At 39.3% G+C, this 25,912-nt stretch carries 28 protein-coding genes and 1 tRNA gene; 12 read left to right on the top strand and 17 right to left on the bottom strand.

Features of this window, described 5'->3' with window-relative positions; genetic code table 11:
• Position 1 precedes the first annotated feature (1 nt).
• Complete coding sequence (locus tag EZ444_RS06345; protein WP_131607896.1) at positions 2 to 697, bottom strand: LytR/AlgR family response regulator transcription factor; 696 nt, start codon at positions 695 to 697, stop codon at positions 2 to 4.
• Positions 698 to 879: 182 nt separating this feature from the next.
• Here EZ444_RS06345 and EZ444_RS06340 point away from each other — a divergent pair, with 182 nt between their 5' ends.
• A complete protein-coding gene (locus EZ444_RS06340; RefSeq protein WP_131607895.1) occupies positions 880 to 1,479 on the top strand; it encodes an insulinase family protein in 600 nt (199 codons plus the stop codon).
• 330 nt (positions 1,480 to 1,809) lie between these two features.
• Here the strand turns inward: EZ444_RS06340 and EZ444_RS06335 are convergent.
• The 3 genes from EZ444_RS06335 to EZ444_RS06325 form a co-directional block, all read right to left on the bottom strand.
• Positions 1,810 to 1,897, bottom strand: a tRNA-Ser gene (locus EZ444_RS06335).
• Between the two features lie 47 nt (positions 1,898 to 1,944).
• Positions 1,945 to 3,375 carry a pyruvate kinase gene (pyk, locus tag EZ444_RS06330; RefSeq protein WP_131607894.1) on the bottom strand — a complete coding sequence of 477 codons (1,431 nt, stop codon included), beginning with the start codon at positions 3,373 to 3,375 and terminating at the stop codon, positions 1,945 to 1,947.
• 141 nt (positions 3,376 to 3,516) lie between these two features.
• Positions 3,517 to 3,936, bottom strand: coding sequence for an IPExxxVDY family protein (locus tag EZ444_RS06325; protein WP_131607893.1), 420 nt, complete (start codon positions 3,934 to 3,936; stop codon positions 3,517 to 3,519).
• A gap of 157 nt (positions 3,937 to 4,093) precedes the next feature.
• On the opposite strand from EZ444_RS06325, the gene EZ444_RS06320 reads away from it, so the two are divergent.
• Genes EZ444_RS06320 through rnc form a run of 3 tightly spaced genes read left to right on the top strand, consistent with a single transcriptional unit; the run spans position 4,094 to position 6,350 of the window.
• Positions 4,094 to 4,330, top strand: coding sequence for an acyl carrier protein (locus EZ444_RS06320; RefSeq protein WP_008241990.1), 237 nt, complete (start codon positions 4,094 to 4,096; stop codon positions 4,328 to 4,330).
• 27 nt (positions 4,331 to 4,357) lie between these two features.
• On the top strand, positions 4,358 to 5,611 hold the full coding sequence (gene fabF / locus EZ444_RS06315) for a beta-ketoacyl-ACP synthase II (RefSeq protein ID WP_131607892.1): 1,254 nt from the start codon (positions 4,358 to 4,360) through the stop codon (positions 5,609 to 5,611).
• 10 nt (positions 5,612 to 5,621) lie between these two features.
• On the top strand, positions 5,622 to 6,350 hold the full coding sequence (gene rnc, locus EZ444_RS06310) for a ribonuclease III (protein WP_169472401.1): 729 nt from the start codon (positions 5,622 to 5,624) through the stop codon (positions 6,348 to 6,350).
• Here rnc and EZ444_RS06305 read toward each other — a convergent pair.
• Complete coding sequence (locus EZ444_RS06305; RefSeq protein WP_225874650.1) at positions 6,347 to 7,066, bottom strand: hypothetical protein; 720 nt, start codon at positions 7,064 to 7,066, stop codon at positions 6,347 to 6,349. The genes rnc and EZ444_RS06305 overlap by 4 nt on opposite strands.
• Before the next feature lie 113 nt (positions 7,067 to 7,179).
• Here EZ444_RS06305 and EZ444_RS06300 point away from each other — a divergent pair, with 113 nt between their 5' ends.
• Genes EZ444_RS06300 through nadD form a run of 3 tightly spaced genes read left to right on the top strand, consistent with a single transcriptional unit; the run spans position 7,180 to position 9,208 of the window.
• Positions 7,180 to 8,043, top strand: coding sequence for a YicC/YloC family endoribonuclease (locus EZ444_RS06300; protein ID WP_131608287.1), 864 nt, complete (start codon positions 7,180 to 7,182; stop codon positions 8,041 to 8,043).
• A 6-nt stretch (positions 8,044 to 8,049) separates the two neighbouring features.
• A complete protein-coding gene (gene gmk, locus EZ444_RS06295; protein WP_131607890.1) occupies positions 8,050 to 8,631 on the top strand; it encodes a guanylate kinase in 582 nt (193 codons plus the stop codon).
• Positions 8,632 to 8,635: 4 nt separating this feature from the next.
• Entirely contained in the window at positions 8,636 to 9,208 is a 573-nt protein-coding gene (gene nadD, locus EZ444_RS06290) for a nicotinate (nicotinamide) nucleotide adenylyltransferase (RefSeq protein ID WP_131607889.1), read from the top strand.
• Here the strand turns inward: nadD and EZ444_RS06285 are convergent.
• Complete coding sequence (locus tag EZ444_RS06285) at positions 9,205 to 9,912, bottom strand: SAM-dependent methyltransferase (RefSeq protein ID WP_131607888.1); 708 nt, start codon at positions 9,910 to 9,912, stop codon at positions 9,205 to 9,207. The two genes, nadD and EZ444_RS06285, sit on opposite strands and share 4 nt — an antisense overlap.
• Positions 9,913 to 10,215: 303 nt before the next feature.
• On the opposite strand from EZ444_RS06285, the gene EZ444_RS06280 reads away from it, so the two are divergent.
• Positions 10,216 to 11,595 carry a DUF6600 domain-containing protein gene (locus tag EZ444_RS06280; protein WP_131607887.1) on the top strand — a complete coding sequence of 460 codons (1,380 nt, stop codon included), beginning with the start codon at positions 10,216 to 10,218 and terminating at the stop codon, positions 11,593 to 11,595.
• A 101-nt stretch (positions 11,596 to 11,696) separates the two neighbouring features.
• Here EZ444_RS06280 and EZ444_RS06275 read toward each other — a convergent pair whose 3' ends face one another.
• Positions 11,697 to 12,080, bottom strand: coding sequence for a winged helix-turn-helix transcriptional regulator (locus EZ444_RS06275; RefSeq protein WP_131607886.1), 384 nt, complete (start codon positions 12,078 to 12,080; stop codon positions 11,697 to 11,699).
• A 94-nt stretch (positions 12,081 to 12,174) separates the two neighbouring features.
• On the opposite strand from EZ444_RS06275, the gene EZ444_RS06270 reads away from it, so the two are divergent.
• The 4 genes from EZ444_RS06270 (at position 12,175) to EZ444_RS06255 (ending at position 16,294) form a co-directional block, all read left to right on the top strand.
• Entirely contained in the window at positions 12,175 to 12,915 is a 741-nt protein-coding gene (locus tag EZ444_RS06270; protein WP_131607885.1) for an SDR family NAD(P)-dependent oxidoreductase, read from the top strand.
• Between the two features lie 453 nt (positions 12,916 to 13,368).
• On the top strand, positions 13,369 to 13,668 hold the full coding sequence (locus EZ444_RS06265) for a hypothetical protein (RefSeq protein WP_131607884.1): 300 nt from the start codon (positions 13,369 to 13,371) through the stop codon (positions 13,666 to 13,668).
• A gap of 351 nt (positions 13,669 to 14,019) precedes the next feature.
• Positions 14,020 to 14,574 (top strand): ORF6N domain-containing protein, encoded by a 555-nt coding sequence (locus EZ444_RS06260; RefSeq protein WP_169472400.1) that lies wholly within the window; start codon positions 14,020 to 14,022, stop codon positions 14,572 to 14,574.
• Between the two features lie 139 nt (positions 14,575 to 14,713).
• On the top strand, positions 14,714 to 16,294 hold the full coding sequence (locus EZ444_RS06255) for a peptide chain release factor 3 (RefSeq protein ID WP_131607883.1): 1,581 nt from the start codon (positions 14,714 to 14,716) through the stop codon (positions 16,292 to 16,294).
• Between the two features lie 221 nt (positions 16,295 to 16,515).
• Here the strand turns inward: EZ444_RS06255 and argH are convergent, their stop codons facing one another.
• The 10 genes from argH to EZ444_RS27735 all read right to left on the bottom strand — a co-directional run bounded on the left by argH (position 16,516) and on the right by EZ444_RS27735 (position 25,841).
• Positions 16,516 to 17,847: an argininosuccinate lyase gene (gene argH, locus EZ444_RS06250; protein WP_131607882.1), complete on the bottom strand. Its 1,332-nt coding sequence runs from the start codon at positions 17,845 to 17,847 to the stop codon at positions 16,516 to 16,518.
• 23 nt (positions 17,848 to 17,870) lie between these two features.
• Positions 17,871 to 18,938 carry a M20 family metallo-hydrolase gene (locus tag EZ444_RS06245; protein ID WP_131608285.1) on the bottom strand — a complete coding sequence of 356 codons (1,068 nt, stop codon included), beginning with the start codon at positions 18,936 to 18,938 and terminating at the stop codon, positions 17,871 to 17,873.
• 5 nt (positions 18,939 to 18,943) lie between these two features.
• On the bottom strand, positions 18,944 to 19,762 hold the full coding sequence (gene proC / locus EZ444_RS06240; protein WP_131607881.1) for a pyrroline-5-carboxylate reductase: 819 nt from the start codon (positions 19,760 to 19,762) through the stop codon (positions 18,944 to 18,946).
• 2 nt (positions 19,763 to 19,764) lie between these two features.
• Positions 19,765 to 20,556: an acetylglutamate kinase gene (gene argB / locus EZ444_RS06235; protein ID WP_131607880.1), complete on the bottom strand. Its 792-nt coding sequence runs from the start codon at positions 20,554 to 20,556 to the stop codon at positions 19,765 to 19,767.
• Between the two features lie 5 nt (positions 20,557 to 20,561).
• Positions 20,562 to 21,524, bottom strand: coding sequence for a Rossmann-fold NAD(P)-binding domain-containing protein (locus tag EZ444_RS06230; RefSeq protein WP_131607879.1), 963 nt, complete (start codon positions 21,522 to 21,524; stop codon positions 20,562 to 20,564).
• On the bottom strand, positions 21,521 to 22,654 hold the full coding sequence (locus EZ444_RS06225; protein ID WP_131607878.1) for an aspartate aminotransferase family protein: 1,134 nt from the start codon (positions 22,652 to 22,654) through the stop codon (positions 21,521 to 21,523). The genes EZ444_RS06230 and EZ444_RS06225 overlap by 4 nt, the downstream gene beginning before the upstream one ends.
• A 92-nt stretch (positions 22,655 to 22,746) precedes the next feature.
• Complete coding sequence (gene argC / locus EZ444_RS06220) at positions 22,747 to 23,715, bottom strand: N-acetyl-gamma-glutamyl-phosphate reductase (RefSeq protein ID WP_131607877.1); 969 nt, start codon at positions 23,713 to 23,715, stop codon at positions 22,747 to 22,749.
• On the bottom strand, positions 23,708 to 24,898 hold the full coding sequence (gene argG, locus EZ444_RS06215; RefSeq protein WP_131607876.1) for an argininosuccinate synthase: 1,191 nt from the start codon (positions 24,896 to 24,898) through the stop codon (positions 23,708 to 23,710). The genes argC and argG overlap by 8 nt, the downstream gene beginning before the upstream one ends.
• 13 nt (positions 24,899 to 24,911) lie before the next feature.
• Positions 24,912 to 25,616, bottom strand: a complete 705-nt coding sequence (locus tag EZ444_RS06210; protein WP_131607875.1) for a GNAT family N-acetyltransferase — start codon at positions 25,614 to 25,616, stop codon at positions 24,912 to 24,914.
• A 90-nt stretch (positions 25,617 to 25,706) separates the two neighbouring features.
• Positions 25,707 to 25,841 (bottom strand): hypothetical protein, encoded by a 135-nt coding sequence (locus EZ444_RS27735; protein ID WP_262711001.1) that lies wholly within the window; start codon positions 25,839 to 25,841, stop codon positions 25,707 to 25,709.
• Positions 25,842 to 25,912: the final 71 nt, after the last annotated feature.

Raw genomic sequence — 25,912 nt, 5'->3', positions numbered from 1 at the left:
ATTAAAGGAACAACATTCGATTATACAAGACAGCTCTGTAAGCATCAGACACCGGTACGATATTTTGGTTAATGACAAGCATTCCACCCTCCACCGTATCAATCTTGCTTACATTGACAACAAATGAGCGATGAACCCTTAAAAAGGTGTTTTTGGATAGCTTTTCTGCTACCGATTTTAATGAAGAGTGGATAGCATAAGTATGGCCAGGGACGTTGATTTTAACATAATCACCCCTGGCCTCCATATATAAAATATCGCTTATTTTTAATCGACGAACCACGTTAGATTCCCGTATAAATACAAATTCATCTGCTTGATCTGGCAAGGCCAGACTTTTTACCACCATTATCTTTCGGGCTTTTTCTACCGCCATCAAAAACCGGGCAGGCCTAACTGGTTTTATCAAAAAATCTACGACATTGAGATCAAAGGCTTCCGCAGCGTAATCTGTTGTAGAAGTAGTAATAATAACCATAGGTCGCTTCTCACCCAGGCATTTAACCAACTCTATGCCATTCATATCTGGCATTTCTATATCCAGAAACAAAATATCTATCTCATTTAGCTGGATTTGCTCATAAGCTTCAATCGCACTAAAGCACTCTCCCACCACAGAAAGTGTAGCGTCCAGGCTGATTAGTTTTTTAATGATAGTTAACGCTATAATATTGTCATCAACAATTAAGCAGTTCATTTAGTATGGAGAATGATTGCGCTAAAAATAGGTATAATACGCAGAACGTCACATCAATGAACAAAATGAACACGACGAAAATGCATTTCATCGGGCCCATCTGCCTTTCTGCCTATTCTTCATTTCAAGGGCCAAATACCTAATGTAACTTTAACTCATCATTTTAACAAATACTACCCGCGATGCTAACTACTAAAAAATTATTTATTGCAACAATTGCATTATTTGCCACCCAATTCGTTCAGGCACAATCCTCAACAATGAATAACCCCGTAAGCTTTAAATTAAGCAATGGCATGACGGTTATTGTTGCAGAGAACACCGGAACAGATAAAATTTACTCGAGCTTTACTGTTGACAACGAAACGGTGGATGAAAATAATGCTCCAGCCCAAAACATATTAAACCTGATGTTAAACGAAACTGCAAGCGAAGCTGAAACAGGAATAAGTTTCGATGACAAAGGTGGCAATCTGGCATCATTAGCTACAGATTTTAACAAAGCACTATCCGTAATGTCTGGGTCTATAAAAACGCCTGCTTTAAATCAATCTTCTCTTGATAAAGCAAAGCAAACTATAATTGAGCATTTGAAAGCTCAGGATCGTTATTATCCAGTATCCGTAAATGAAGCATCCTTAGCGCAATTAACACTAAAAGATGTACAAGCCTTTTACGAAAAAAGCATTACTCCATCAAAAGCCTTTCTTACCATTGCAGGTAACATTGACCCTACTACCGCAAGAGCATTCGCTAAAAAAGAATTCGACAGCTGGAAATAAGATCGTAGCGACCAAAGTACCGTCATTCCGTTAAATTGTATTGTTTATCTTTAGATTCGCTGTAAGAGAGCCTCAAACCAAGCCCTAGATCCTTTTTAATTATGCATCCCCCATCCGCTCGGATATCCCAACTACTTTTTGTTGATCACATAGTTCACCAAAAAATTATTGTCATTAACCGCATCACGGCTACTCACAGAAAAGGTAAGAATGGAGAACTTCTTTAGAAGCCTCTATACCTTGTGCACTCAATGACACAGCATTTAGCAAACCCGATAGCAAGCCTTAAAACAACAAAAGCCCAACAATGTTGGGCTTTTAATCATTCAGCGGAGAGTGAGAGATTCGAACTCTCGATACCCTTGTGAGGTATACACACTTTCCAGGCGTGCTCCTTCGACCGCTCGGACAACTCTCCGTTTTGCGGATTGCAAAAGTAGAAAAATTTTTGAATGCTAAGGAATATTACTCAATAACAGAAACTTTAATCATATTCGTTTTGCCTTTAGCTTCCATTGGTATTGCTGCAGTATTGATGATCACATCACCAGCTTTAATCAATTTATTCGCTTTAAGCAAGTCATTTACATCCTGAATAGTTTCATCAGTACTTTCAAATTTATCATAATAAAAGCCTTGAACACCCCATAATAAACTTAGGCTATTTAGTAAACTTCTGTTACTTGTAAAGATGTAAGTAAGTGCTTTTGGTCGGTGACTAGAGATCTGAAACGCTGTATAGCCGCTCAATGTCATCGAAACGATACCAGCAGCATTTGTTTGTTTAGCCAGGAAACAAGCTGTATCACAAACCGCATCACTTAAAAAGCTATCAGCTTTATGCTTCAAGAATTTTTCAGGGTGGAAAGGATAGTTATTATGTTCAATATTTTGGATGATTTTCTGCATAGTTTCGATTACGATCAATGGAAACTCACCTACAGAGGTCTCACCGCTTAGCATTACTGCATCAGCACCATCCAATACAGAGTTAGCCACATCATTCACTTCAGCACGTGTTGGCCTTGGTGTAGTGATCATACTTTCTAGCATCTGTGTAGCCACAATTACCGGTTTAGAAGCCGCGCGACATTTTTGCACAATCATTTTTTGCAACAAAGGCACTTCTTCCATTGGCATTTCAACACCTAGATCACCACGGGCAACCATAATACCGTCAGAAACTGCAATAATCTCATCAATGTTTGCAATTGCTTCAGGTTTTTCAATCTTGGCAATTACGCGAGCTGTTTTACCTCGTTGTTTGATGATATCTTTTAATTCTATAATATCCTCAGCGTTACGTACAAAAGAAAGACCGATCCATTCTACATCGTTTTCGAGAACAAACTCTAAATTATTACGATCTTCTGCTGTAAGAGAAGGAATAGAAACCTTAGTATTTGGCAAGTTCACACCCTTTCTTGAAGTCAAGATTCCACCGTGAACAATTTCACATAAAACCTCATCAACAAGATTAGTTTCAATAACTCTCATCTGCAATTTACCGTCATCTAGTAAGATAATCTCACCAGCTTTAACGTCCTTCGGAAAGCTTTCATAAGTGATATAAATGCGTTCTTCATTACCGATACATTCTTTAGTGGTGATAACGGTTGTAGCACCGTTTACCAATTGAATACCACCATCCTTAACCATACCAATCCTAATCTTAGGACCCTGTAAATCAGCAAGTATACCGACGTTATAATTATGTTTTTTATTGAGTGCACGAATGGTGTCCAAAACTTCCTGGTGATCCGCTTGTGAACCATGAGAAAAGTTCAAGCGGCATACATCCAGTCCCGCATTAAACATACTATATAAAACTTCTGGTTTAGCTGAGGCTGGGCCTAATGTAGCTACGATTTTTGTTCTTGAATGAAATGGTTTCATTGAGTTATTTAAATTTATTACAGACCAACAAAACGAGCGTTTATCAACACAGAAAACCGATGCCAGTCTGATTTATTAAAGTTATCTGTTTGGTTATGTAAAATCAAATATAGTGTATTTTGTACACCTTCAACATAAAATTTACATTATCAAATTTTCTTTCGACTTCAATTTAGCTGGATCAATCTGCGCAGCAACCTGAATATCAGGAAGTTTATTAATTCCAGATATAATGTAATTCAAATCTTCCTTATCAATATACTGATGAATAATCATAAAAAAATCAACTTTCTTCATCTCAGGAATTAAAAATCCTTCTGCATTTCGGTTGTTTACGATGTAATATTCGATCTCTCCTTGCTCCACAAAGTAGTAATATTTGGAAAAAGATAAGGGCTCTTCGTCAATATTAAAGTAAACTTCATGGTCGTCAATCTTCTCAAATCCAAAATTTAAGCTTGTATTTATTTTATGACAAAGTACATAATCCTTTAAAGATGCGGTAATGGCAATTAATACGAAATCGAGGTCTAACGATAGTTTTAAGTAAGTTTTGTTCAAAACAGAATATTTTACTGGAATACGAAATTATAAAACTAATTTTACATTGATGTTCAAAATAAAAACATTAAAATTGGGAGAGAAATAAAAACATTTGAAATGTGTAATAATTTATTTTTCTTTGCACTGAATTATTTAACCATTAAATTATAACATTATGTCTGATATTGCTTCAAGAGTTAAGGCTATTATCGTTGAAAAATTAGGTGTGGATGAAAACGAAGTTACACCAGAAGCTTCTTTCACTAACGACTTAGGTGCGGATTCTCTAGATACAGTAGAACTTATTATGGAGTTTGAAAAAGAATTCAACGTAGCAATTCCTGATGATCAGGCTGAGACTATTGGTACAGTTGGTCAAGCAATTGCTTACTTAGAGAAAAACGTTAAGTAAAATACGGTTTCCGTATAATCCGTATAAATGGAATTAAAAAGAGTAGTAGTTACAGGGTTAGGTGCGCTCACTCCAATTGGTAATACCGTTCCAGAGTTCTGGGGTGGTTTGCTTAATGGGGTGAGTGGTGCCGGCCCTATTACCAGTTTTGATACTTCAAAGTTCAAGACAAAATTTGCATGCGAGCTTAAAAACTTCAATCCTGAGAACTTCATGGATAAGAAGGAAGCTCGTAAATTAGATCCATTTGTCCAATACGCGATAGTCTCTACAGATGAGGCTGTTAAAGATGGTAATTTCGATTTTTCACAGCTCGACACCAATCGTATTGGTGTAATTTGGGGATCTGGTATTGGCGGATTTAAAACATTTCAAGAGGAAATGAGGAACTTCTTTTTAGGTGATGGTACGCCACGCATAAATCCGTTCTTTATTCCAAAAGTGATTATCGACATTGTTCCCGGCCATATTTCTATAAAATATGGGTTAAGGGGACCAAATTTCGCTACCGTTTCTGCTTGTGCCTCAGCTACAAACGCCATGATTGATGCTTACAACTATATTCGTTTGAATATGTGTGACGTTGTGATTAGCGGTGGTTCTGAAGCCATCATTAATGAAGCCGGTATCGGTGGATTTAATGCAATGCACGCCCTTTCTACAAGAAATGATGATCCATCAACAGCTTCAAGACCTTTTGACTTAGACCGCGATGGCTTTGTTGCCGGTGAAGGTGCTGGAACCATTATTCTGGAAGAGTTGGAACATGCTAAAAAACGTGGTGCTAAGATCTATGCTGAGTTAGTTGGCGGCGGAATGAGCGCAGATGCAAACCATATTACAGCCCCACATCCGCAAGGATTAGGCGCAAGAATGGTAATGACAAATGCCTTAAATGATGCTGGATTAACGACTGCAGACATCGATTACATTAACGTTCACGGAACTTCTACTCCGTTAGGTGATATCTCTGAAAGCAGGGCTATTGTAGATTTATTTGGAGAAGATGCTTATAAACTAAACATCAGTTCAACAAAATCAATGACAGGACATTTATTGGGTGCCGCAGGTGCAGTTGAAGCTATTGCTACAATTCTTGCAGTACAAAACGATATTGTTCCGCCAACAATAAACCACTTTACTGATGATCCTGAGTGTGATTCAAAATTAAATTTCACGTTTAACAAGGCGCAAAAACGCACCATTCGTGCTGCTCAGAGCAATACATTTGGTTTTGGTGGTCATAACGCGTCTGTGATTTTCAAAAAATACGAAGAATAAGAAATAATTAATGCCATTATTTGATCTCTATAAGCTTTATCTTTCACCTGATAAGGTCTTTATAAGAAAGTTGAAAAACATATTAGGCTTTGTGCCTGGAAATGCTGTTTTGTATAAAATGGCATTCAGGCACAGGTCTGTGGCAAAAGTTTTAAAAAATGGAACCCGAAGCAGCAATGAACGTCTTGAATTTTTAGGCGATGCCATCCTGGGCTCTGTAATAGCCGAATTACTCTTTAAAAGCTACCCTTACAAAGAAGAAGGATTTCTAACCGAAATGCGTTCTAAAATTGTAAATCGTGCCAATTTAAATCAACTTGCCCGTAAAATGGGATTCGATCAGCTGATTGTATTTGATCAAAAAGCCGTTAACGTTCAAACCAAGCATCATTCTATGCTTGGAGATGCCTTTGAAGCCCTTATTGGTGCCGTTTATTTAGATAAAGGCTATAATTACACTAAAGATTTCCTGCTTAAAAGGATTGTTAAACCCTATATTGACATCCATACCCTTGAGCTTACAGAAACCAATTTCAAAAGTAAACTGATTGAATGGTGCCAACGCCATGGAAAAGATATCACCTTTGATCTGATCCCGAATCTAGAAGGCGAAAGCCCTAAATTATTCAGCATTCAGGCGGTTATTGAAGGCGAGAGTTATGGTATTGGAAGGGACTACAACAAGAAAAATGCGGAAAAATTAGCTGCAGAAAAAACCTGCGAAGCCTTATCTATCTAATTCTTAATAGGTTTTCCTAGCGTATCTGTATACTTTTTATACGAATCTCTGATGTATTTGATAGCATCATACTCCGCCCAATTTTTTGCTTTTTCGTACTCCGGTCTATAATCTAGCATAAATTTCTCCAGATCAGCCCCTTTCAGGTCAGTATTGTTTTGTATCAAATACTCATTAAAGAACCCATCAATGCGGCTCTGCTGCATTTCTGTTTCATAATAACGTCCAAATCGTCTCGCATTCTTAGGTGTTCTACCAAACAGCTCATAAACCGCAGTTAAGGGCATAAACAAAAAAGATAAAAATGGTGGTTTACCCTGATAAAAAGAGCCTTTATTTCTATAATCCCTTTTCAAATCCTGGAGTTCTTGTTTTTTAGTTTGTCCGCTAATGTTCACCTCTCTAAGCATCTTTCCCCGCTCTAAATAAATCGCAAGATCCTTATTATTGGCCACAACAACCTCAGCATCAGAAAAGTCTCTTTTAATTACCAAAAGCGTATCTCCTATAGATGCTCTGATCTGGAACAAGCCAAAGTCACTACTTACTACCCTAAAGCCACTCCGTTTATTGATAACCTCCGATGCAGCGATGCGATTTGAAGTCCCTTTTTCAAATATAACCCCTCCCAATAAAAAATCTTGCGCCATAACAGCAGGGATGGAGATCAGAAAAAATGCCCAAAACAATAAAATATTTAAAGAATTAAACTTCATTATTGGTTATTTATAGCTGTAAAAATAGCCATTGTTTAGTAATTACCTTAGTTAAAAAAAGTTAAATGGGCAGAGAAAGCCAATAAATTATATCTTTGCACATGATAAAATCAATGACAGGATACGGCCTGGCCTCTGCAGATCATCAGAATGTAAAATTCGTTGTAGAGATAAAATCCTTAAATAGTAAGTTTTTGGAGCTCAATTTAAAGCTTCCTAAAGCCTTTTCTGATAAGGAATTGCTATTGCGCAATGTTTGTAGTAAAGATATTGAACGCGGAAAAGTAAGTGTTTCCATAAATATTGAACGTGGCGAAGAAGCTTTAAAAGGCGCGACCATCAATGCTGCTTTACTAAGCAAATATTACAAGCAACTAGAAGAAATCAACATCAACTTAGGTGCAAATTCAAGCAATCTTTTACAAGCAGTGCTTAATTTCCCTGATGTAATTAGTTATGTTGATGACGAGGTAAGTGAAAATGACTGGATGATCCTGAACAATACTTTTACTAAAGCTTTGGCTAGTTTCAACCTATTTAGAGAAACCGAAGGTGCTGTTTTAAAAGCTGATTTGGAGCTAAGAGTTAAAAATATCCTTGCCTTTTTTAGCCAGATCGAAGTATTAGAGCCACTTAGAATCCCACTAATCAAAGCTCGTTTAAACCAGTTTTTAGAAGAAAACGTGGGCAAGATCAACGTAGATCAAAACCGTTTAGAACAGGAATTGATTTATTATATCGACAAATTAGACATTACCGAAGAGAAAATCCGCTTAAGAAGTCACTGTGATTATTTTACCGACACTTTAAAAAGCAAAGATGCCAATGGTAAAAAGCTAGGCTTCATCTCACAAGAGATTGGCCGTGAGATAAATACCATGGGTGCTAAAGCCAATGATGCCCAGATTCAACAATTGGTTGTTGGAATGAAAGAGGAACTGGAAAAGATTAAAGAACAATTATTAAACGTTTTGTAAGTACCAATGAAACAAGGTAAATTAATTATATTTTCTGCCCCCTCGGGAGCAGGCAAAACCACTATCGTTAAACATTTGCTTACGAAGTTTCCATCTTTAAGTTTCTCCATTTCTGCCACTACACGTGAGTCACGTGGCGATGAAAAAAACGAAAAAGATTATTATTTCATTTCTAAAGAAGATTTTCTACATAAAATAGCGCACCAAGAGTTTGTTGAGTTTGAAGAAGTTTATAAGGGTACTTTTTACGGCACTTTAAGATCAGAAATTCAACGCATCTGGGACAATGACCAGCATGTTATATTTGACATTGATGTTGAAGGCGGTTTGCGCTTAAAACGTAAATATGAAGAGGATGCCCTGGCTATTTTTGTCCAGCCCCCCTCATTAGAGATCTTAAAAGAACGTTTAACAGGTCGAGGTACTGATAGTGCCGAAAAACTTCAAGAGCGCTTTGTAAAGGCCGAAAAAGAGTTGGCTTACGCTGATAAATTTGACGTGGTCCTTAAAAACTTCGATTTAGAAACAGCCTGTCTTGAAGCCGAAAAATTAGTAGGAGATTTTATAAAAAATAACCCGTTAATATAGATTGATGAAAACCGGACTCTTCTTTGGCTCCTTTAACCCCATCCATATTGGTCATTTAATTATAGCCAATTACATGGCCGGTTTTTCCGGACTTAAAGAAGTGTGGCTGGTCGTTTCTCCGCACAACCCATTAAAAAACAGAAACAGCCTTTCGAATATGTACGATAGGCTGGAAATGGCAAAGTTGGCGACAGAAACATCTGATAGGATTAAAGTCAGCGATATTGAATTTAGTCTGCCTCAGCCCTCCTATACCATTGATACGCTGGCGTATCTACAAGAAAAATACCCCGGAAAAGAGTTTGCACTAATTATGGGCGCAGATAATCTAGCCTCTTTTAAAAAGTGGAAAAACTACGAGATTATTTTAAAAAACTACGAGATTTATGTCTATCCCAGACCCGGGGTAGACCTGTCGGAATGGGCCGATCATCCCTCAGTTAAGATCACAGATACCCCTCAAATGGATATTTCGTCAACCTTTATCCGTAAAGGAATTGCAGCTGGCAAAAATGTACAGTACTTTGTCCCAGACAAAGTACTTTCATTTATCGACAGCAAAAACATGTACCGCTAAGCGTATATCAAAAATATAGTCGGTTTTTTATGGAGATCAATCCGCTCCTGCTTCCACTGACCAACCGACATCGTTTTTACAAACTCATCTTCTCCAGTTAAATTACAGGCCACGCAAAGCTGTGTTTGTGCAGTTGTATTTTTAAGAATATCTTCGAAAAGGTGGTTATTACGGAATGGCGTTTCAATAAAAATCTGAGTCTGCTTTTTCGCTTTTGCCAGTTGCTCCAATTCTTTAATGCGCTTTCCTCTTTCCACTTTATCAATTGGCAGATAACCATTAAAGGTAAAGCTCTGTCCATTAAATCCTGAGGCCATTAAAGCCAACAAAATAGAACTAGGGCCTACCAAAGGCACTACCTTTATCCCACGTTTGTGTGCTTCCAAAATTACATCAGCACCTGGATCAGCAATTCCTGGACAACCCGCCTCACTCATCAAGCCAACATCTTTTCCCGTCATCAGTTCCTTAAAATAAGGCACCATAGAGTCATTACGCTTATGTTTTCCATAATCATGGACGGTCAAATCGCTTTGCGGAATTGTTATTCCCGCTTCTTTTAAGAACTTCCGGGCAGTCTTCTCATTTTCAACAATATAAACACTTAAAGAGTTGATGGTATCTCCAAGAAATGCAGTAAAAGATTTTTGAGCTGCATTTTCTGCCAGAGGAACAGGGATAAGAAATAATGTACCTTTTGTCATTCGTAATATGATTTTGTATGCAAAAGAAGAGAATTATTTGCGGTAAAGCGCATATTTCCTCATTTAAATAGTGTGGTCTATAAGTAATCTTAGCTTTTAAACCTACCGTCATCATCAGAAAAACGGTAAATTGTATATAGTAGTTTTAAATTAAAATAGGCCTAACCACAAGATAAACAAATTTAATTAGGGCACTTAGAAACACCACAATGTAATATTTTAGTAGATACATTAAACTATTCGCAGTTTTTGGAACTCAAATTGATACGTTAAAAGCGTTAGGTAAATTAAACACACACAAAAATGAAAAACATGATCAAATTACCGGCTATAGTACTTGGGCTACTGCTCATGCTAACCGGGACCACACAAAAGGTTATGGCACAGGGAGACGATGTGTCGTTACAATCTTTTTATGATGAACTGTCTCCCTACGGAACCTGGATTCAGGATCCTCAATATGGTTACGTTTGGAGACCAGACGTAGGCCAGCAAGGCGATTTTAGACCTTATTACACAAACGGTCGTTGGGTAATGACTGAATATGGGAATACTTGGGTATCAAATTATGATTGGGGATGGGCTCCATTCCACTATGGAAGATGGGTTTACAACAACTACAATGAGTGGGTTTGGATTCCTGATACCACATGGGGTCCGGCATGGGTAAGTTGGAGAAGTGGAGATGGATATTATGGATGGGCACCAATGGGTCCGGGCATGAACATTAACATCAGCTTTAACATCCCTTCTTTATGGTGGGTATTCATACCGCAAAGGAATATCTATTACGACAGTTTCCCAAGGTATTATTCGCGCAGAAATACGGTTTACATAAACAACACGGTTATCATTAATAACACTTATGTACGCAACAGCAGAACTTATTATTCTGGCCCAAGGGCTGATGATATCAGACGTGCCACAAGACAGGATGTAAGGGTTTACAATGTAAATAACACTGGCAGACCGAGCAGAACCAACATCAGTGGAAACAGTGTAAATATTTATACACCAAGACCTAGCAGAGGCAATTCGAATGTAAGTGCAAGGCCGAGAGAAGCGATTAGACAAGAAGGGGCTACTACAATAAGAGGCGATAGAAACCCTTCAGGCAATGGATCAGTAACAGGTCGTCCTTCGAGAGGTGAAAACCCAGGAAATACCAATAGGCCAAATGTTACACGTCCGGAGGGAAATACAAGACCTACAGAAGGTAATAACTCGAGACCGGGTAGGAATGAGAATCCTCAAAATCCTGGATCTCGTCCTCAAAGGCCAGAGGGGGTAACACCAAGTAGGGAAAACCCAGGACAACGGCCACAACAAGTTAATCCTTCGCAGCCGCAAGTAGAGCGTCCAACACGTCAGGAAAGACCTACGCAACAGCCGCAAACACAGCCGCAGCAAAGGCCAGAATCACCTCGTCCGGAAAGAATGGAAAGGCCTCAACGCCAAGAAAGCAGACCGACTCCACAACCTCAGCAGCAACAAGAAAGACCTGAGGCTCCTCGTCCGCAAAGACAGGAACAACCTCAACGTCAGGAAAGCAGACCTGCACCGCAACAGCAACAACAAAGGCCAGAGCGTGTACAGCAGCAACAGCCGCAAAGAAGTAGTGAAGGCAGAAGCAGCGAAAGCAGAGGTGGTGGTGAAAGACCATCGCGTGGTGGCAGAAACTAGCCGAACAAATCATTTAGTATAATTGGGTGCCCAAAAACCAGGGCACCCTTTTTTATTTGCTTTAATGTTGATCCGTGCGATATGAAAAACTCATCAAACAACTAAAAGTCCGACACTACAATATCGGCATCCGGATTAACCTTGCTACGATGCAGATTGCCCCAATCGGACATGGCTTTCAGCATCGGTCTCATACTTAGCCCGAGCGGCGTAAGTTCGTATTCTACCCTAGGCGGAACCACCGGATATACCGTGCGCTTAACCACCTGATCAGCTTCCAGTTCACGCAATTGCGAAACCAACATCCTTTCAGAAATTAGTTCTATCGAATTTTTCAAATCACTGTAGCGCATCGTATGGTGCATCAACCTGCAAAGTATTGCAGGTTTCCATCTACCTCCTAATACAGATAATGAATAGGCCATACCGCAACTGTCGTTGATCTGTTTTTCATTAATAGTGTTCGTAGATGATTCCTTTCTCATTTCTTACCTTTTTGTTAGTACCTGACAATTCAGTGTATACTAACAAAAATAAGTATTAGTATCTACTTTTGAATAGAAATCAATAACAAATAGTATGAAACGATTAGAAAACAAGATCGCATTTATTACCGGCGGTGGCCGTGGAATGGGAGCAGCTATTAGCAAAAGACTGGCAGAAGAGGGGGCAACTGTAGTATTAACCTATTCTAAATCCAGGGAAAAAGCAGAAGCAGTAGCCGCAGAAATTAAGGCGAATGGCGGGCAGGCTTCTGCTGTGGAAGCCGACAGTATCGACCCGAAAGCCTTAACAACTGCCATTCAAAAAACCATTGCAGAACTTGGCCCCATTGACATTCTGGTGAGCAATGCAGGAATCTATATTGGTAAGGAATTTGAATCACATACACTCGAAGATTATGAAGAGATCATGGCAGTAAACGTTCGGGCGGTATATGTAGCATCCCTTGCTGCAGCACCCCATATGCCCAACAATGGCAGGATCATCACCATTGGCAGCAATATGGCTGATAACGCAGTCAGTCCTCAAACCACTTTATATACCATGAGTAAAGCCGCGCTTAAAGGTTTTACGAGAGGGCTAGCCAGAGATCTGGGCGCTAAGGGCATAACTGTAAACCTTGTGCAGCCAGGTCCGATTAATACCGACATGAATCCTTCAGATAGCGACCTGGCCGATTTTCTGAGAAGCCGAATGGCACTTTCAGACTATGGAACAGGCGAAGATATTGCAGGCCTGGTTGCCTATCTGGCCAGCGAAGAAGGAAGATTCATTACAGGGACTGCCATTACAATTGATGGTGGCTTGAATGCCTGATCATTACATTTCCGTATATCAGCAACTTAATACCGATAGTTAATTTTATAGAAATAATGTTTATTTAAAATATTCTATTTATCTTTAAAAAACGCAACACCCTATAAATTAAGAATAACTAAAACCCCGGCCAATGAAATAAAGAAATAGCACAACATATCATTTACTTCTTAAATGAGGTATTAATTCAGAGTCTCATCTTTCAAAATTCTGACAATACGAACCGAGACAATAGATTAATGCCCGTAACAAATATTGTTGTACTTTTGAAGGTGCACTATAGCGTTATGGGCTCTATTGTAATCCGTTGGTTCAAGGCCGTCAGAAGCCCGAAAGATGGCGGTTTTACGTAGAGTCTGCTATGGTCCACCTTCGTTTCATTTAAAAACGAAGCTAGCACAAGCCGCTCCTAAATCCCCAGAGACTCATTTTTTTAACTTTAAAAATGAGCATATGAATCACCAACAGTATCTACACAAAAGACCATCAGGTACCAAAGCCCAGCAACAAGAAGTTGCCAATGAAGTCTTAAAATCTTTTTTTTCTGTTTATTCACTAGACGATAGTCTTGAATACCTTCGCCAAATGATGACACAAAGTTATTATACCAAAAAAGAATTTTTGAATAATGTAGAACGAGCTAATTTGATCGCTTTCTATGAATATCTCCACCCCATGATTATGGCCACCAGCATCCTTTATGATGACAAATACCCGCTACATCAACCTAAGCCAGAAACTAGTCACGCTTAAGGAGTAGTCCTCACATAGTCCACACATTCCACACACTTTCTTCACAAAAAGCTACCTTTTTGTGGGTTTGGTGTGAAGGATGTGTGAACCAGGTGTGAAGAAGCCTTAACCTTGTGAAGGATTTAAAATCTTGCTATTCCAAATTGGAATAGCAAGATTGGTAAGAAAATATTTAGCGTTTCCCCCGATTACTTCATGTTTCGTTTAACTGATGAAGAATTTAAAATCTTGCTATTCCAAATTGGAATAGCAAGATTGGTAAGAAAATATTTCCCATACCAGCTTAATTAATTTTAACATATAGTAATTATTATACAATAACTATAGATCTTAGCCAAAAGTAAGCATGTTATGGAAGAAGAAAACCCTATTGGAACGAAGTTTCTTATCATCCCAGATGAAATTATAATGAAGCAGATCTATCTCATTCGTGGCCATAAGGTTATGCTGGATGAAGACCTCGCTGAGTTATATCAGGTAACTACAAGCAATTTAAATAAAGCGATTGCAAGAAATATTAAGCGTTTTCCCGATGATTTCATGTTTCGTTTAACTAATGAAGAATTTAAAAACTTGGACTTCCAAAATGGAATAGCAAAATGGGGTGGAAGACGGCAGCCGCCGAATGTATTTACAGAGCAGGGTGTGGCAATGCTATCAGGAGTATTGTCGAGTGATAGAGCCATAACGGTAAATATTCAGATCATGCGGATTTTTACCCGTATTCGTCAAATGTTGGCAGATAACACCGATTTGCGTTTAGAAATTGAGAAGATTAAAACGAAGCTTGATAATCAAGATAAAAATATGGAGATCGTATTCAGATACCTAGATGAACTGCTGGAAAAACAAGAAAAGCCTAATCCTCCAAGAAAAAGAATTGGTTTTAAGCCAGATAGTTTTTAATAAAGGTATACTTTATTGCCTTTGCTCTTCCAAATTGGAATAGCAAGATGGGGCAAATGCAATGCTTTTACTCAGACGCTGATTTTTATATATTATAATTATCTTTGCAGCCGCGTTGAACGCACAGGCTTAATTCTTTATGATTCACCCAGAAATAGAAAAACGAAAAACATTTGCCATTATCAGTCACCCCGATGCCGGTAAAACAACCTTAACAGAGAAATTCCTGCTTTTTGGCGGTGCCATTAATACGGCTGGAGCGGTAAAACGCAACAAGGCCAACCAAAGCAATACTTCCGATTTTATGGAGATAGAGAAACAGCGTGGTATCTCTGTAGCTACTTCTGTAATGGGTTTTGAATATAATGGCAAGCGTATCAACATTTTAGACACACCTGGTCACAAGGATTTTGCGGAAGATACTTACCGTACCTTATCAGCAGTAGATAGCGTAATCCTCGTTGTGGATTGTGTGAAGGGGGTTGAGGAACAAACAGAGAAATTAATGTCTGTTTGTAGAATGCGTAACACTCCGGTAATCATTTTTATCAATAAAATGGACCGCGAGGGTAAAGAAGCCTTCGATTTACTGGATGAAGTTGAAAGTAAATTAAACATCAGCCTTTGCCCTTTATCTTGGCCAATTGGTCAGGGACACACTTTTAAAGGCGTGTATAGCATATACAACAAACACTTAAACCTGTTTGAACCTGATAAGTCAAAAATCAGCGCACCAGTAATTGAGGTTAATGACTTAAATGACGAGAACCTGAATAAGTTTTTAAAACCTAAAGAGCTTGAAGGCTTAAAAGGTGATTTAGAACTTGTACATGGTGTTTATGGCGACTTAGACAAAAGCATGTACATTGAAGGGTTGTTGGCACCGGTATTTTTTGGTAGTGCTATCAATAACTTTGGTATCAAAGAATTGCTGGATACTTTCATCAATATCGCCCCAAGTCCAAAGGGACGTGAGGCTGAGCAGCGTGAAGTGGCAGCTGAAGAAAAGAACTTTTCTGGCTTTGTATTTAAAATCCACGCAAACCTTGATCCAAAACACCGCGACAGAATTGCCTTCTTAAGGGTTTGTTCGGGCAAGTTTGAACGTAATAAATTTTATTACCACACCCGTCAGGATAAGAAACTGAAATTCTCCAACCCGATGGATTTCATGGCCAACGAAAAAAGTATCGTTGAAGAAGCATGGCCTGGTGATGTGGTAGGTCTTTATGACAGCGGAAACTTTAAAATAGGCGACACGCTTACTGAAGGAGAGAAACTTCAATTTAAAGGCATTCCTAGCTTCTCTCCCGAGATATTTAAGGAATTAGAGAACAGAGACCCATTAAAGACAAAACAGCTGGAGAAAGGCATACAACAGCTTACAGAGGAAGGCGTAGCACAATTGTTTATCATGCAACCCGGAAACCGTAAGGTAGTTGGTGCTGTAGGTGAACTTCAATTTGAAGTAATTGCCTTCCGTTTGGAACATGAATATGGCGCTAAAGCTGCATTTAGGATGCTTAGCTATACGCGTTCTAATTGGGTTACATCAAAAGACAAGACTAAACTTGCTGAGTTCCTGAAAAGGAAACAAGCACATATCGGTGAAGATAAAGACGGTAACCCGGTTTATCTAGCCGACAATGAGTTCATGATCAATATGACAATGAGGGATTTTCCTGATATTGAATTCCATAAAACATCAGAGTTTAAATAACAAAAATGCCGGAAGATTTGTCTTCCGGCATTTTTTTCGTCATCCTGAATTTATTTCAGGATCTCGCACTGGCATGGTCTTTCTCTTGAGCGATCCTGAAATAAATTCAGGATGACGAGGAGCATATAGCACGTATGTCATTCCCCCTTTTTTATATTTTTTCTAATGCTAGAGTCTCAGGATGACGGCCAAGGGCATAATTTTATAATGATACAATCTTGCTACGCCAGTAATTTCTCGATAGCCTGATGTGTTTTTTCAAATTTAAATTGCGATAACACTTCCGTCATCATGCCTTCAATCTCTCCATTGCAAAGGTTTCCAATACTTCCTTCATGCGTATGGTTTACGGCTTTACCCGGAGCAAAAGTGCCATTATCAATAGATTCGCCAACGATTTTATAAGCTTCCCTAAAAGGAGTACCATTCAACGCCAGTTCATTCACCACCTCTACGCTAAATAAATAAGCATATTTCTTGTCATCCAGAATATGATCTTTCACGGTAATGTTTTGAAGCATGAAAGTGGTCATTTCCAAGCATTCGTTCAAAGAGGTAATTGCAGGGAAAAGATTCTCTTTTAACAGCTGCAAATCGCGGTGATACCCAGAAGGCAAATTGGTGATCATTAAAGCAATCTCATTTGGCAAAGCCTGAATCTTATTGCAACGTGAGCGGATCAACTCAAATACATCAGGATTCTTTTTGTGCGGCATAATGCTCGATCCTGTAGTCAATTCGTCTGGGAAGCTGATAAACCCGAAATTCTGATTGATGAACAGACAAACATCCATTGCCATTTTTGCTAATGATGCAGCAACAGAAGACATGGCCTGCGCCAAAATTCTTTCTGTTTTGCCCCTACCCATCTGCGCATAAACCACATTGTAATTTAAACGCTCAAAGCCTAGCAATGCAGTCGTCATGGTTCTGTTTAAAGGAAAAGAAGAGCCATAACCCGCCGCAGAGCCCAAAGGGTTTTTGTTACAGATTTTCCAGGCCGCCAACATCAATTCCATATCATCTACCAAACTTTCGGCATAAGCACCAAACCATAGTCCAAACGACGAAGGCATTGCAATTTGTAAATGCGTATAGCCCGGCAACAGTTTATCCTTATGTGTATTACTCAACGAAATCAATTGTCCGAACAACACATTGGTATTGCCCACCATCTCTTCAATGCAGCTTCTGAAATATAATTTCAGATCAACCAAAACCTGATCATTGCGCGAGCGTCCGCTATGTATTTTTTTTCCTGCCTCCCCAATTCTTTGAGTTAGCAACCACTCAACCTGAGAGTGTACATCTTCAACAGTATCTTCGATAACGAACTTTCCAGCCGCTATTTCAGCGTAAATATTTTTAAGTTCTTTTTGAATCTCTACAAGCTCGTCGGCGGTAAGCAAACCTATGCTTTCCAGCATTTCTACGTGTGCAAGTGAGCCTAAAACGTCAAAAGCTGCCATTTGCAAATCCAGTTCCCTGTCTTTACCAACCGTAAAAGTTTCAATATCCTTATTTACATCAATATTTTTTTGCCAGATCTTCATGTATCAATTTTTAAAATTTTAATCTATTTGCCCCCTACTACTGGTTTCAGCATTGCGATATAAAGCTCAATACCTTCTTCAATTTCGTTGACATGCACATATTCATCAGCCATGTGCGAGCGGGCAGAATCTCCAGGCCCAACTTTTAAAGAGGGAATGCTTAATAATGCCTGATCAGAGGTAGTCGGTGAACCATAGGTAGTACGACCTAAAGCCAATCCGGATTGGACTATTGGGTGTTCTTTATCAATAGATGAAGGTTTTAATCTTGTAGAACGGGGTTGCACATCGCAATCCACATTTGTACGAATGATCTTTAATACCTCCTCATTTGTATAAGCATCAGTTACCCGAACATCAACCGTAAAATTACAAGTAGCAGGAACAACATTGTGCTGAGAACCGGCATTGATAATCGTAACTGACATTTTTAAAGGGCCAAACATCTCAGACACCTTAGAAAAACGATAGCTACGAAACCATTCGATATCCTTTAAAGCTTTATAAATGGCGTTATCCCCCTCTTCACGTGCGGCATGACCTGCTTTTCCATGTGTGGTACAATCCAACACCAACAATCCCCTTTCGGCAATTGCCAGGTTCATTAATGTCGGCTCACCTACAATAGCAAACTCCAGTTCGCCTAAATCAGGCAACACACACTCTAAACCATTGCTACCAGATATTTCTTCCTCAGCGGTAGTGGCCAGGCAAATGTTATAATTTAAGCCTTCCTGATCATAGTAGTAAAGAAAGGTCGCTATAAGCGATACGAGACATCCTCCGGCATCATTACTGCCCAAGCCGTACAATTTACCATCTTCAACCGCAGCGTCGTAAGGGTTGCGCGTATAGCCTGTATTTGGTTTTACGGTGTCATGGTGCGAATTTAAAAGCAATGTCGGCTTAGCCGCATCAAAATGCTTGTTATAAGCCCATATATTATTCAGCTTTCGATTGGTTTTTATACCTTTCTGCTGCAAAAAAACCTCAATTGCATCAGCTGTTTTATCCTCTTCTCTGCTAAAGGATTGTATGCTGATCAATTGTTTCAACAACTCTAAACTATCTTTTTGCAGTCCCGCTATCATCATATCTATTCTTTTGTATATAAAGCACCCGCTTTAATTGCTGAAAGTTTAATTCCTTTTATTAATGATGAACTGAAGCCATTGTGCTCCATTTCGTTTAATCCTGCTATGGTACAGCCCTTAGGAGAAGTTACTTTATCAATTTCCTGCTCAGGGTGTGATTGCATCAGTAATAACAGATCGGCAGCGCCTTTAGCTGTTTGCACAGCCATTTTTAAAGCTTCATCGGCATGGAAACCGATCTCTACTCCGCCTTGCGATGCTGCTCTGATCGCTCTTAAGAAGAATGCGATACCACAAGCACATAAGGCCGTAGCCGAAGTCATGAGGTCTTCGTTAATTTTAACCACAGAACCTACAGTTTCGAACATCCTGATCACCTCTGCTACATTTTCGGCAGTTGCATTGTCAGTAGCCACACAGGTCATAGACTGTCCAATGGCGATCGCCGTATTTGGCATTGCCCTAATCACCTGTACGTTTTCACCTAATTTACTCCTGATATCTATACAGCTTACACCGGAAGCAACAGAAATAAACAATTGCTTTTTATCATCAACAACAGCTTCTATTTGGGATAACAAGTTGTTCAATTGTTGCGGCAATACCGCCAAAACAACAATATCGGCATTTGCAACTACAGCAGCGTTGTCATCACTAACTACAAAACCTTGCTCGGCCAATGCACTTAAACCCGAAATATTTCTTCTGGTTAAACTGATCTGTCCGGGTTCGGCATAGTTAGATTTAACTAGACCTTTGGCTAAAGAGATACCAATGTTTCCGCTTCCTAAAATAGCAATGCTGCCTTTAAACTTGTTCATAATTATTTTATTAATCTGGTTCCGAAATTATTTTCATTAATCTGTGGCAGTTCATCAGCCTTACCAATGTACACAGCTGCTACGCCACTTTTTATTGCTTCAAAAGCATTGTGCAATTTAGGGATCATTCCGCCTGAAACCACACCTTCACTTTTTAAGGTGTCAAACTGCTCCATCTTTATCTCTGTTACCAATGAACTATCGTCGTCTATATCACGCATTACTCCTCGCTTTTCAAAGCAATAGATTAACGAAGTTTCATAGAAATCCGACATAGCCACTGCCACTGCCGAAGCAATAGTGTCGGCATTTGTATTTAAAAGCTGTGTTTCCCCATCGTGGGTAATGGCACAAAGTACAGGTACCAATCCTACTTCTAATAGGCTAGAAAGGGTTTTAGTGGAGACAGATGAAGCATCCAAATCACCTACAAAACCATAATCTATATCCTTTACAGGCCGCTTTACCGCTTTAATGATATTGCCATCTGCACCGGTAAGCCCTATTGCGTTACAGCCTTTTGCCTGTAACTGGGCCACCATGTTTTTATTGATTAAGCCGGCATACACCATAGTTACCACACGAAGGGTTTCTATATCAGTAATCCGTCTGCCTTCAACCATTTTAGCTTCTACACCAAGCGAAACGCCTAACTCTGTAGCAATTTTTCCACCACCATGAATTAAAATCTTGTCGCCCGGAAGCGCTGTAAAGTCCAGTAAGAACCGATGTAGTTTTTCTGAATCGTCAATTACGTTACCCCCGATTTTAATTACACTTAGTTTCTTTTTCATATGCCCTATAGTTTTTCAAGCATTTGCTTTAACACCGCCTGCGCTGCCCATAAGCGGTTTCCCGCTTCATGGATCACCAATGAATTAGGACCATCCAATATTTCTGATGAAAGCTCTAAATCGCGACGAACAGGTAAGCAATGCATCACCCGCGCGTCGTTAGTCGGTTTTAACTTATCATTAGTTAGCATCCAGCCTTCTGTAAAAGGTAATACTTTACCATATTCCTCATAGCTAGACCAATTTTTAACGTAAATGTAATCTGCACCGGCCAAAGCCTCATCCAAATCATGGGTAATATGAGCTCCTTGCGTAAAATCTGCATTTAACTCATAACCTCTAGGTTGAGCAATGGTAAAATCAAGCATTCCCTCTTGCTGCGCTTTGCACATCCACTCCGAAAAAGAGTTAGGAACTGCCTGCGGCAATGCTTTTATGTGTGGTGCCCAGGCTAAAACAACCTTCGGTTTAGCAGGACCTTTCCAGGTTTCTTTTATTGTAACCAGATCGGCCAAACTTTGTAAGGGGTGGCGGGTCGCGCTTTCTAAGCTAACCACAGGAACCTTGCAATATTTTATAAATTTATTGAAGAAATCTTCGTTATAATCCTCATCACGGTTCAACAGTTTAGGAAAAGAACGCAAGCCCAGCACATCACAGTACTGCCCCATTACAGCTGCAGCCTCCCGAATATGCTCTACGGTAGTTCCGTCCATCACGATACCATCTTGTGTTTCTAGTGCCCAACCCTCTTTATCCATGTTCATCACCATCACATTCATCCCTAAATTAAGGGCTGCCTTTTGAGTGCTTAAACGGGTACGTAAGCTGGGATTTAAAAAAACTAGCCCAAGAGTTTTATTTTTACCCAAATGCTGGTGCGCATACGGGCTTTCTTTAAGTGCCAATGCATCATTAACCAATTGGCCGATGTCTTGCACATCATTTACTGAGGTGAATTGGTTCATCCTTTTAAAGCGGTTTTAAAATCATTCAAAAATTGATCTGCCAGATCCTTAGTTAAATTTAAAGCAGGCAATAGTCTGATGACATTAGGCTTTGCCTCTCCAGTAAAGATTTTATATTTAAATAGTAAGTCTTTTTTTACGTTTTGAAGGCTTTCTGGAAGTTCTATTCCGATCATTAAGCCACGCCCACGCACTTCTTTTATTCCCTCTATTTGCTTTAATTCATTGATCAGATAAGTGCCAACCTCTTCCGCATTTTTTAACAGATTATCCTGTTCAATAATTTCCAAAACTGCCAATGCAGCTGCACAAGCCAAATGGTTACCACCAAAAGTGGTACCCAACATACCATGCCAAGGCTTAAACTTAGGCGCAATAGAAATCCCTCCTATCGGGAAACCATTACCCATTCCTTTTGCCATGGTATAAATGTCGGCATCAACACCTGCATAATCATGCGAGTAGAATTTACCTGTTCTGCCGTAACCGCACTGCACACTATCCGCAATATAAACGGCATTATATTGGTCACAAAGTGAACGGATCTTTTGTAAAAAGCTTACAGAAGCCTCTTTGATACCACCAACACCTTGTATTCCTTCAATAATTACGGCTGTAATTTCATTTCCATACTCCGCAAATGCATTCGCTAAAGCAGCTTCATCATTGTGTGGCAAGAAAATAATGTTATCAGTTTCGTTTACTGGAGCGATAATTTTAGGATTATCTGTTGCAGAAACCGCCAAAGAAGTTCTGCCATGGAAAGCCCCCTTAAAGGCAATTACCTTTTTTCTTCCATTGTAAAAAGAGGCTAGCTTTAATGCATTTTCATTGGCTTCAGCTCCTGAGTTACATAGGAACAACTGGAAATCTGTCTTCCCTGAAACTTTGCCGAGTTTTTCAGCCAGCTCGACTTGTAAAGGAATAAGCACAGAATTGGAGTAAAAGCCTACTTTATTAAGTTGATCTGTTAAGCGTTTTACATAATGCGGATGGGTGTGACCAATAGAAATTACAGCATGACCGCCATATAAGTCTAAATATTCCTGACCATTTGCATCCCATACTTTGCTACCAGATGCTTTTACTATTTCTATATTATTTAATGGGTATACGTCGAATAAGTTCATTTTTATTTAATTTTTAAAGATTAAGGATTCCGTCCATTATACTGAAAATCAGAACAAAGACGGTACATAAAAGAGCGTTGAGAACGTTCTAGCTAAAATGCTACTGCCTTTAGCCGGAGTCCTTCGGTCTCTTCCAATCCAAAAATTAAATTCATATTCTGCACCGCTTGTCCGCTTGCCCCCTTTAATAGGTTATCTATAATACTTACAATAAACAGCTTGGTACCATGCTTTTCTACATGTACAATTGCTTTATTGGTATTTACCACCTGTTTTAAATCGATATTCTTTTTGCTCACATGCGTAAACGGATGTTTTGCATAATAATCACGATAAATGCGCTGTGCTTCTTCGGTTGTTAAATCGCTTTCCAAATACATCGCCGCTAAGATACCCCTTGCAAAATCGCCACGTTGTGGGATAAAGTTCAGCACCTGCTCAAACTTTCTATTGAGCTGTTTAAGGCTCTCACCAATCTCATTTAAATGCTGGTGTTCGAAAGCTTTATAAACCGATAGGTTGTTGTTGCGCCAGCTAAAGTGTGATGTTGCCGCCAAGCCCTGTCCCGCACCTGTTGATCCAGTTGTTGCATTGATGTGTATTTCGTTTGTCAACAATCCTTTTGCCGCCAGCGGAAGTAGACCCAACTGAATGCAGGTTGCAAAACAACCCGGATTAGCAATAAAACTACTTGTTTTTATGGCCTCTCTGTTCAACTCTGGCAAACCATAAGCCCAACGGGTACCTGCATTAACCTTTAGTCTGAAATCCTGACTTAAATCGATGATCTTAATCGCTTTATTAATGTCGTTGTTTTCCAAAAACAGCTTTGAATCCCCGTGTCCAAGACATAGAAACAACACATCGATATCAGATGTAAGTGAAGGAGAAAAACGCAAATCTGTATCGCCAAGCAAGTCGGTATGAACATCAGAAACCAAGTTTCCGGCATTGCTCTTACTGTGTACAAATTTAATTTCTACAGAAGGGTGATTGATCAGAATGCGAACTAATTCACCTCCTGTATATCCTGCACCGCCAACTACACCTGCTTTAATCATGTCCGTTTACTTTATGCCAGATCATTACCTGGTTGCCAAAAATCTTAGAAAACCCTTTTACATCCTCGCCACTCCATGCGTTGTTCATTTCGCCATAGCTACCAAACTTATTGCTCATCAAGTCATGTTCAGACTCGATGCCTATAATATTGAAGCGATAAGGCAACAACTCTACAAATACCGTTCCGCTAACCACTTTCTGAGTATCAGTTAAGAAGGCTTCGATATTGCGCATAATTGGATCATGAAATTGACCTTCGTGTAGCCAGTTGCCATAAAAAGTAGACAATTGTTCTTTCCACGAAAGCTGCCATTTAGTTAAAGTATGTTTTTCAAGCGTATGGTGTGCTTTGATGATCACAATTGGAGCCGCAGCTTCAAAACCCACACGTCCTTTTATACCGATAATGGTATCTCCAACGTGAATATCTCTGCCAATACCATAAGGCTGTGCAATAGCTTGTAATTTTTGAATAGCTTGAACTGGAGCTAAAGTCTCGCCATCAATCGCCACTAACTCTCCTTTTTCAAAAGTTAAATTGAGTTTACGTGGAGTTGTTTCCGAAACCTGTGTAGGCCATGCCTCTTCAGGTAAAGTCTCATTAGAAGTTAAAGTTTCTTTTCCTCCAACAGAAGTTCCCCATAGTCCTTTATTAATCGAGTATCTCGCTTTTTCAGCGCTATATTCAACACCATGCGCATTCAGGTATTCTATTTCCGCTTCGCGGGATAATTTTAAATCTCTAATTGGTGTAATGATCTCTACGTTAGGAATGATGATATTAAAAATCATATCAAAACGTACCTGATCGTTACCTGCGCCTGTACTACCGTGAGCCACATAATCAGCCCCAATCTTTTTTACGTAATTGGCAATTGCTGTTGCCTGACTTACACGCTCTGCACTAACGGAAAGAGGATAGGTAGCATTTTTCAATACATTACCATAAACCAGGTATTTAATACAGCCGTTATAATAATTTGTAGTTTCATCAACCACAGCATGAGAAACTACACCAAGAGCGTAAGCGCGCTTTTCAATTTCCTGTAATTCCTCATCAGAAAACCCACCTGTATTTACAATTACAGAATGAACCTCAAGTCCACGGTCCTGAGCAAGGTAAATGCAACAAAATGAGGTATCTAAACCTCCGCTAAAAGCTAAAACAACTTTCTTCTTCATCTTAATATAACAGCTATTTAAATAAAACACTAAACATTAGAAACAGGGATTTCGGGCCCTTCTTATTTGGAGACTTTGTCTTAAGCACTAACCTTTGCTTAATACGCATAAAACGTTCGTACAACTTTGGCTTTTTATGCAGCTCTTCAGCAAACTTCTTTGCTACTTCATGCTTCTGCTCTACTGGATCGTACAACATCGCAGTACACATACAGTTTTTGCGCTCCTTCATTTTTAATATTTCGAAGTTAACACAACTTTGGCAACCTTTCCAAAATTCCTCGTCCTGAGTAAGTTCAGAATAAGTAACGGGTTCGTAGCCAAGATCAGAATTGATCTTCATTACGGCAAGGCCCGTGGTTAAACCAAATATCTTGGCCTTTGGATACTTCTGTCGAGAAAGTTCGAATATTTTTTCCTTAATGGCGTGCGCTAAACCCGCCTTACGGTATTTAGGACTAACAATAAGTCCAGAATTGGCCACAAACTGCCCGTGAGTCCATGTTTCTATGTAGCAGAATCCTGCCCATGAGCCATCTTTATGAAATGCAATAACGGATTTACCGTCAACCATTTTCCCTGCTACGTACTCCGGAGAGCGCTTAGCAATACCTGTACCTCGTGCTTTAGCCGATTCAGCCATCTCTTCACAGATTTCTTCTGCGAAGACACGATGTTCAGGAAGTGCAACCTGCACTATAAAATCGTTTATATTCATTAATATGATAACGAAAAAATATAAATATTTTGATTAATTGTTTTTTGAGAGGCAATCCTCTTCGTAAATGACCTGATATAAGGGATTTACTCAGATCCGCGGCGTATAGGTTTGCCGGTTCGTAGTCACAAAAAACACGGGTTGTAAACGTTCAATAAACAGACTTCTTGAAGCAATATTCTTTGCTTCAACAATAGAAAGTTTATGCGTTGCGTGTTTGATCATTTTCTGCGTATAATAATTATTTGAATGAGTTGAGGCGCAAAGGTTTAAATAAATATCGAATTGTGCAATAC

Source organism: Pedobacter hiemivivus, from assembly GCF_004331685.1.
Taxonomy (GTDB): Bacteria; Bacteroidota; Bacteroidia; order Sphingobacteriales; family Sphingobacteriaceae; genus Pedobacter; species Pedobacter hiemivivus.
This window is presented reverse-complemented; position numbering and strand designations above follow the sequence as displayed.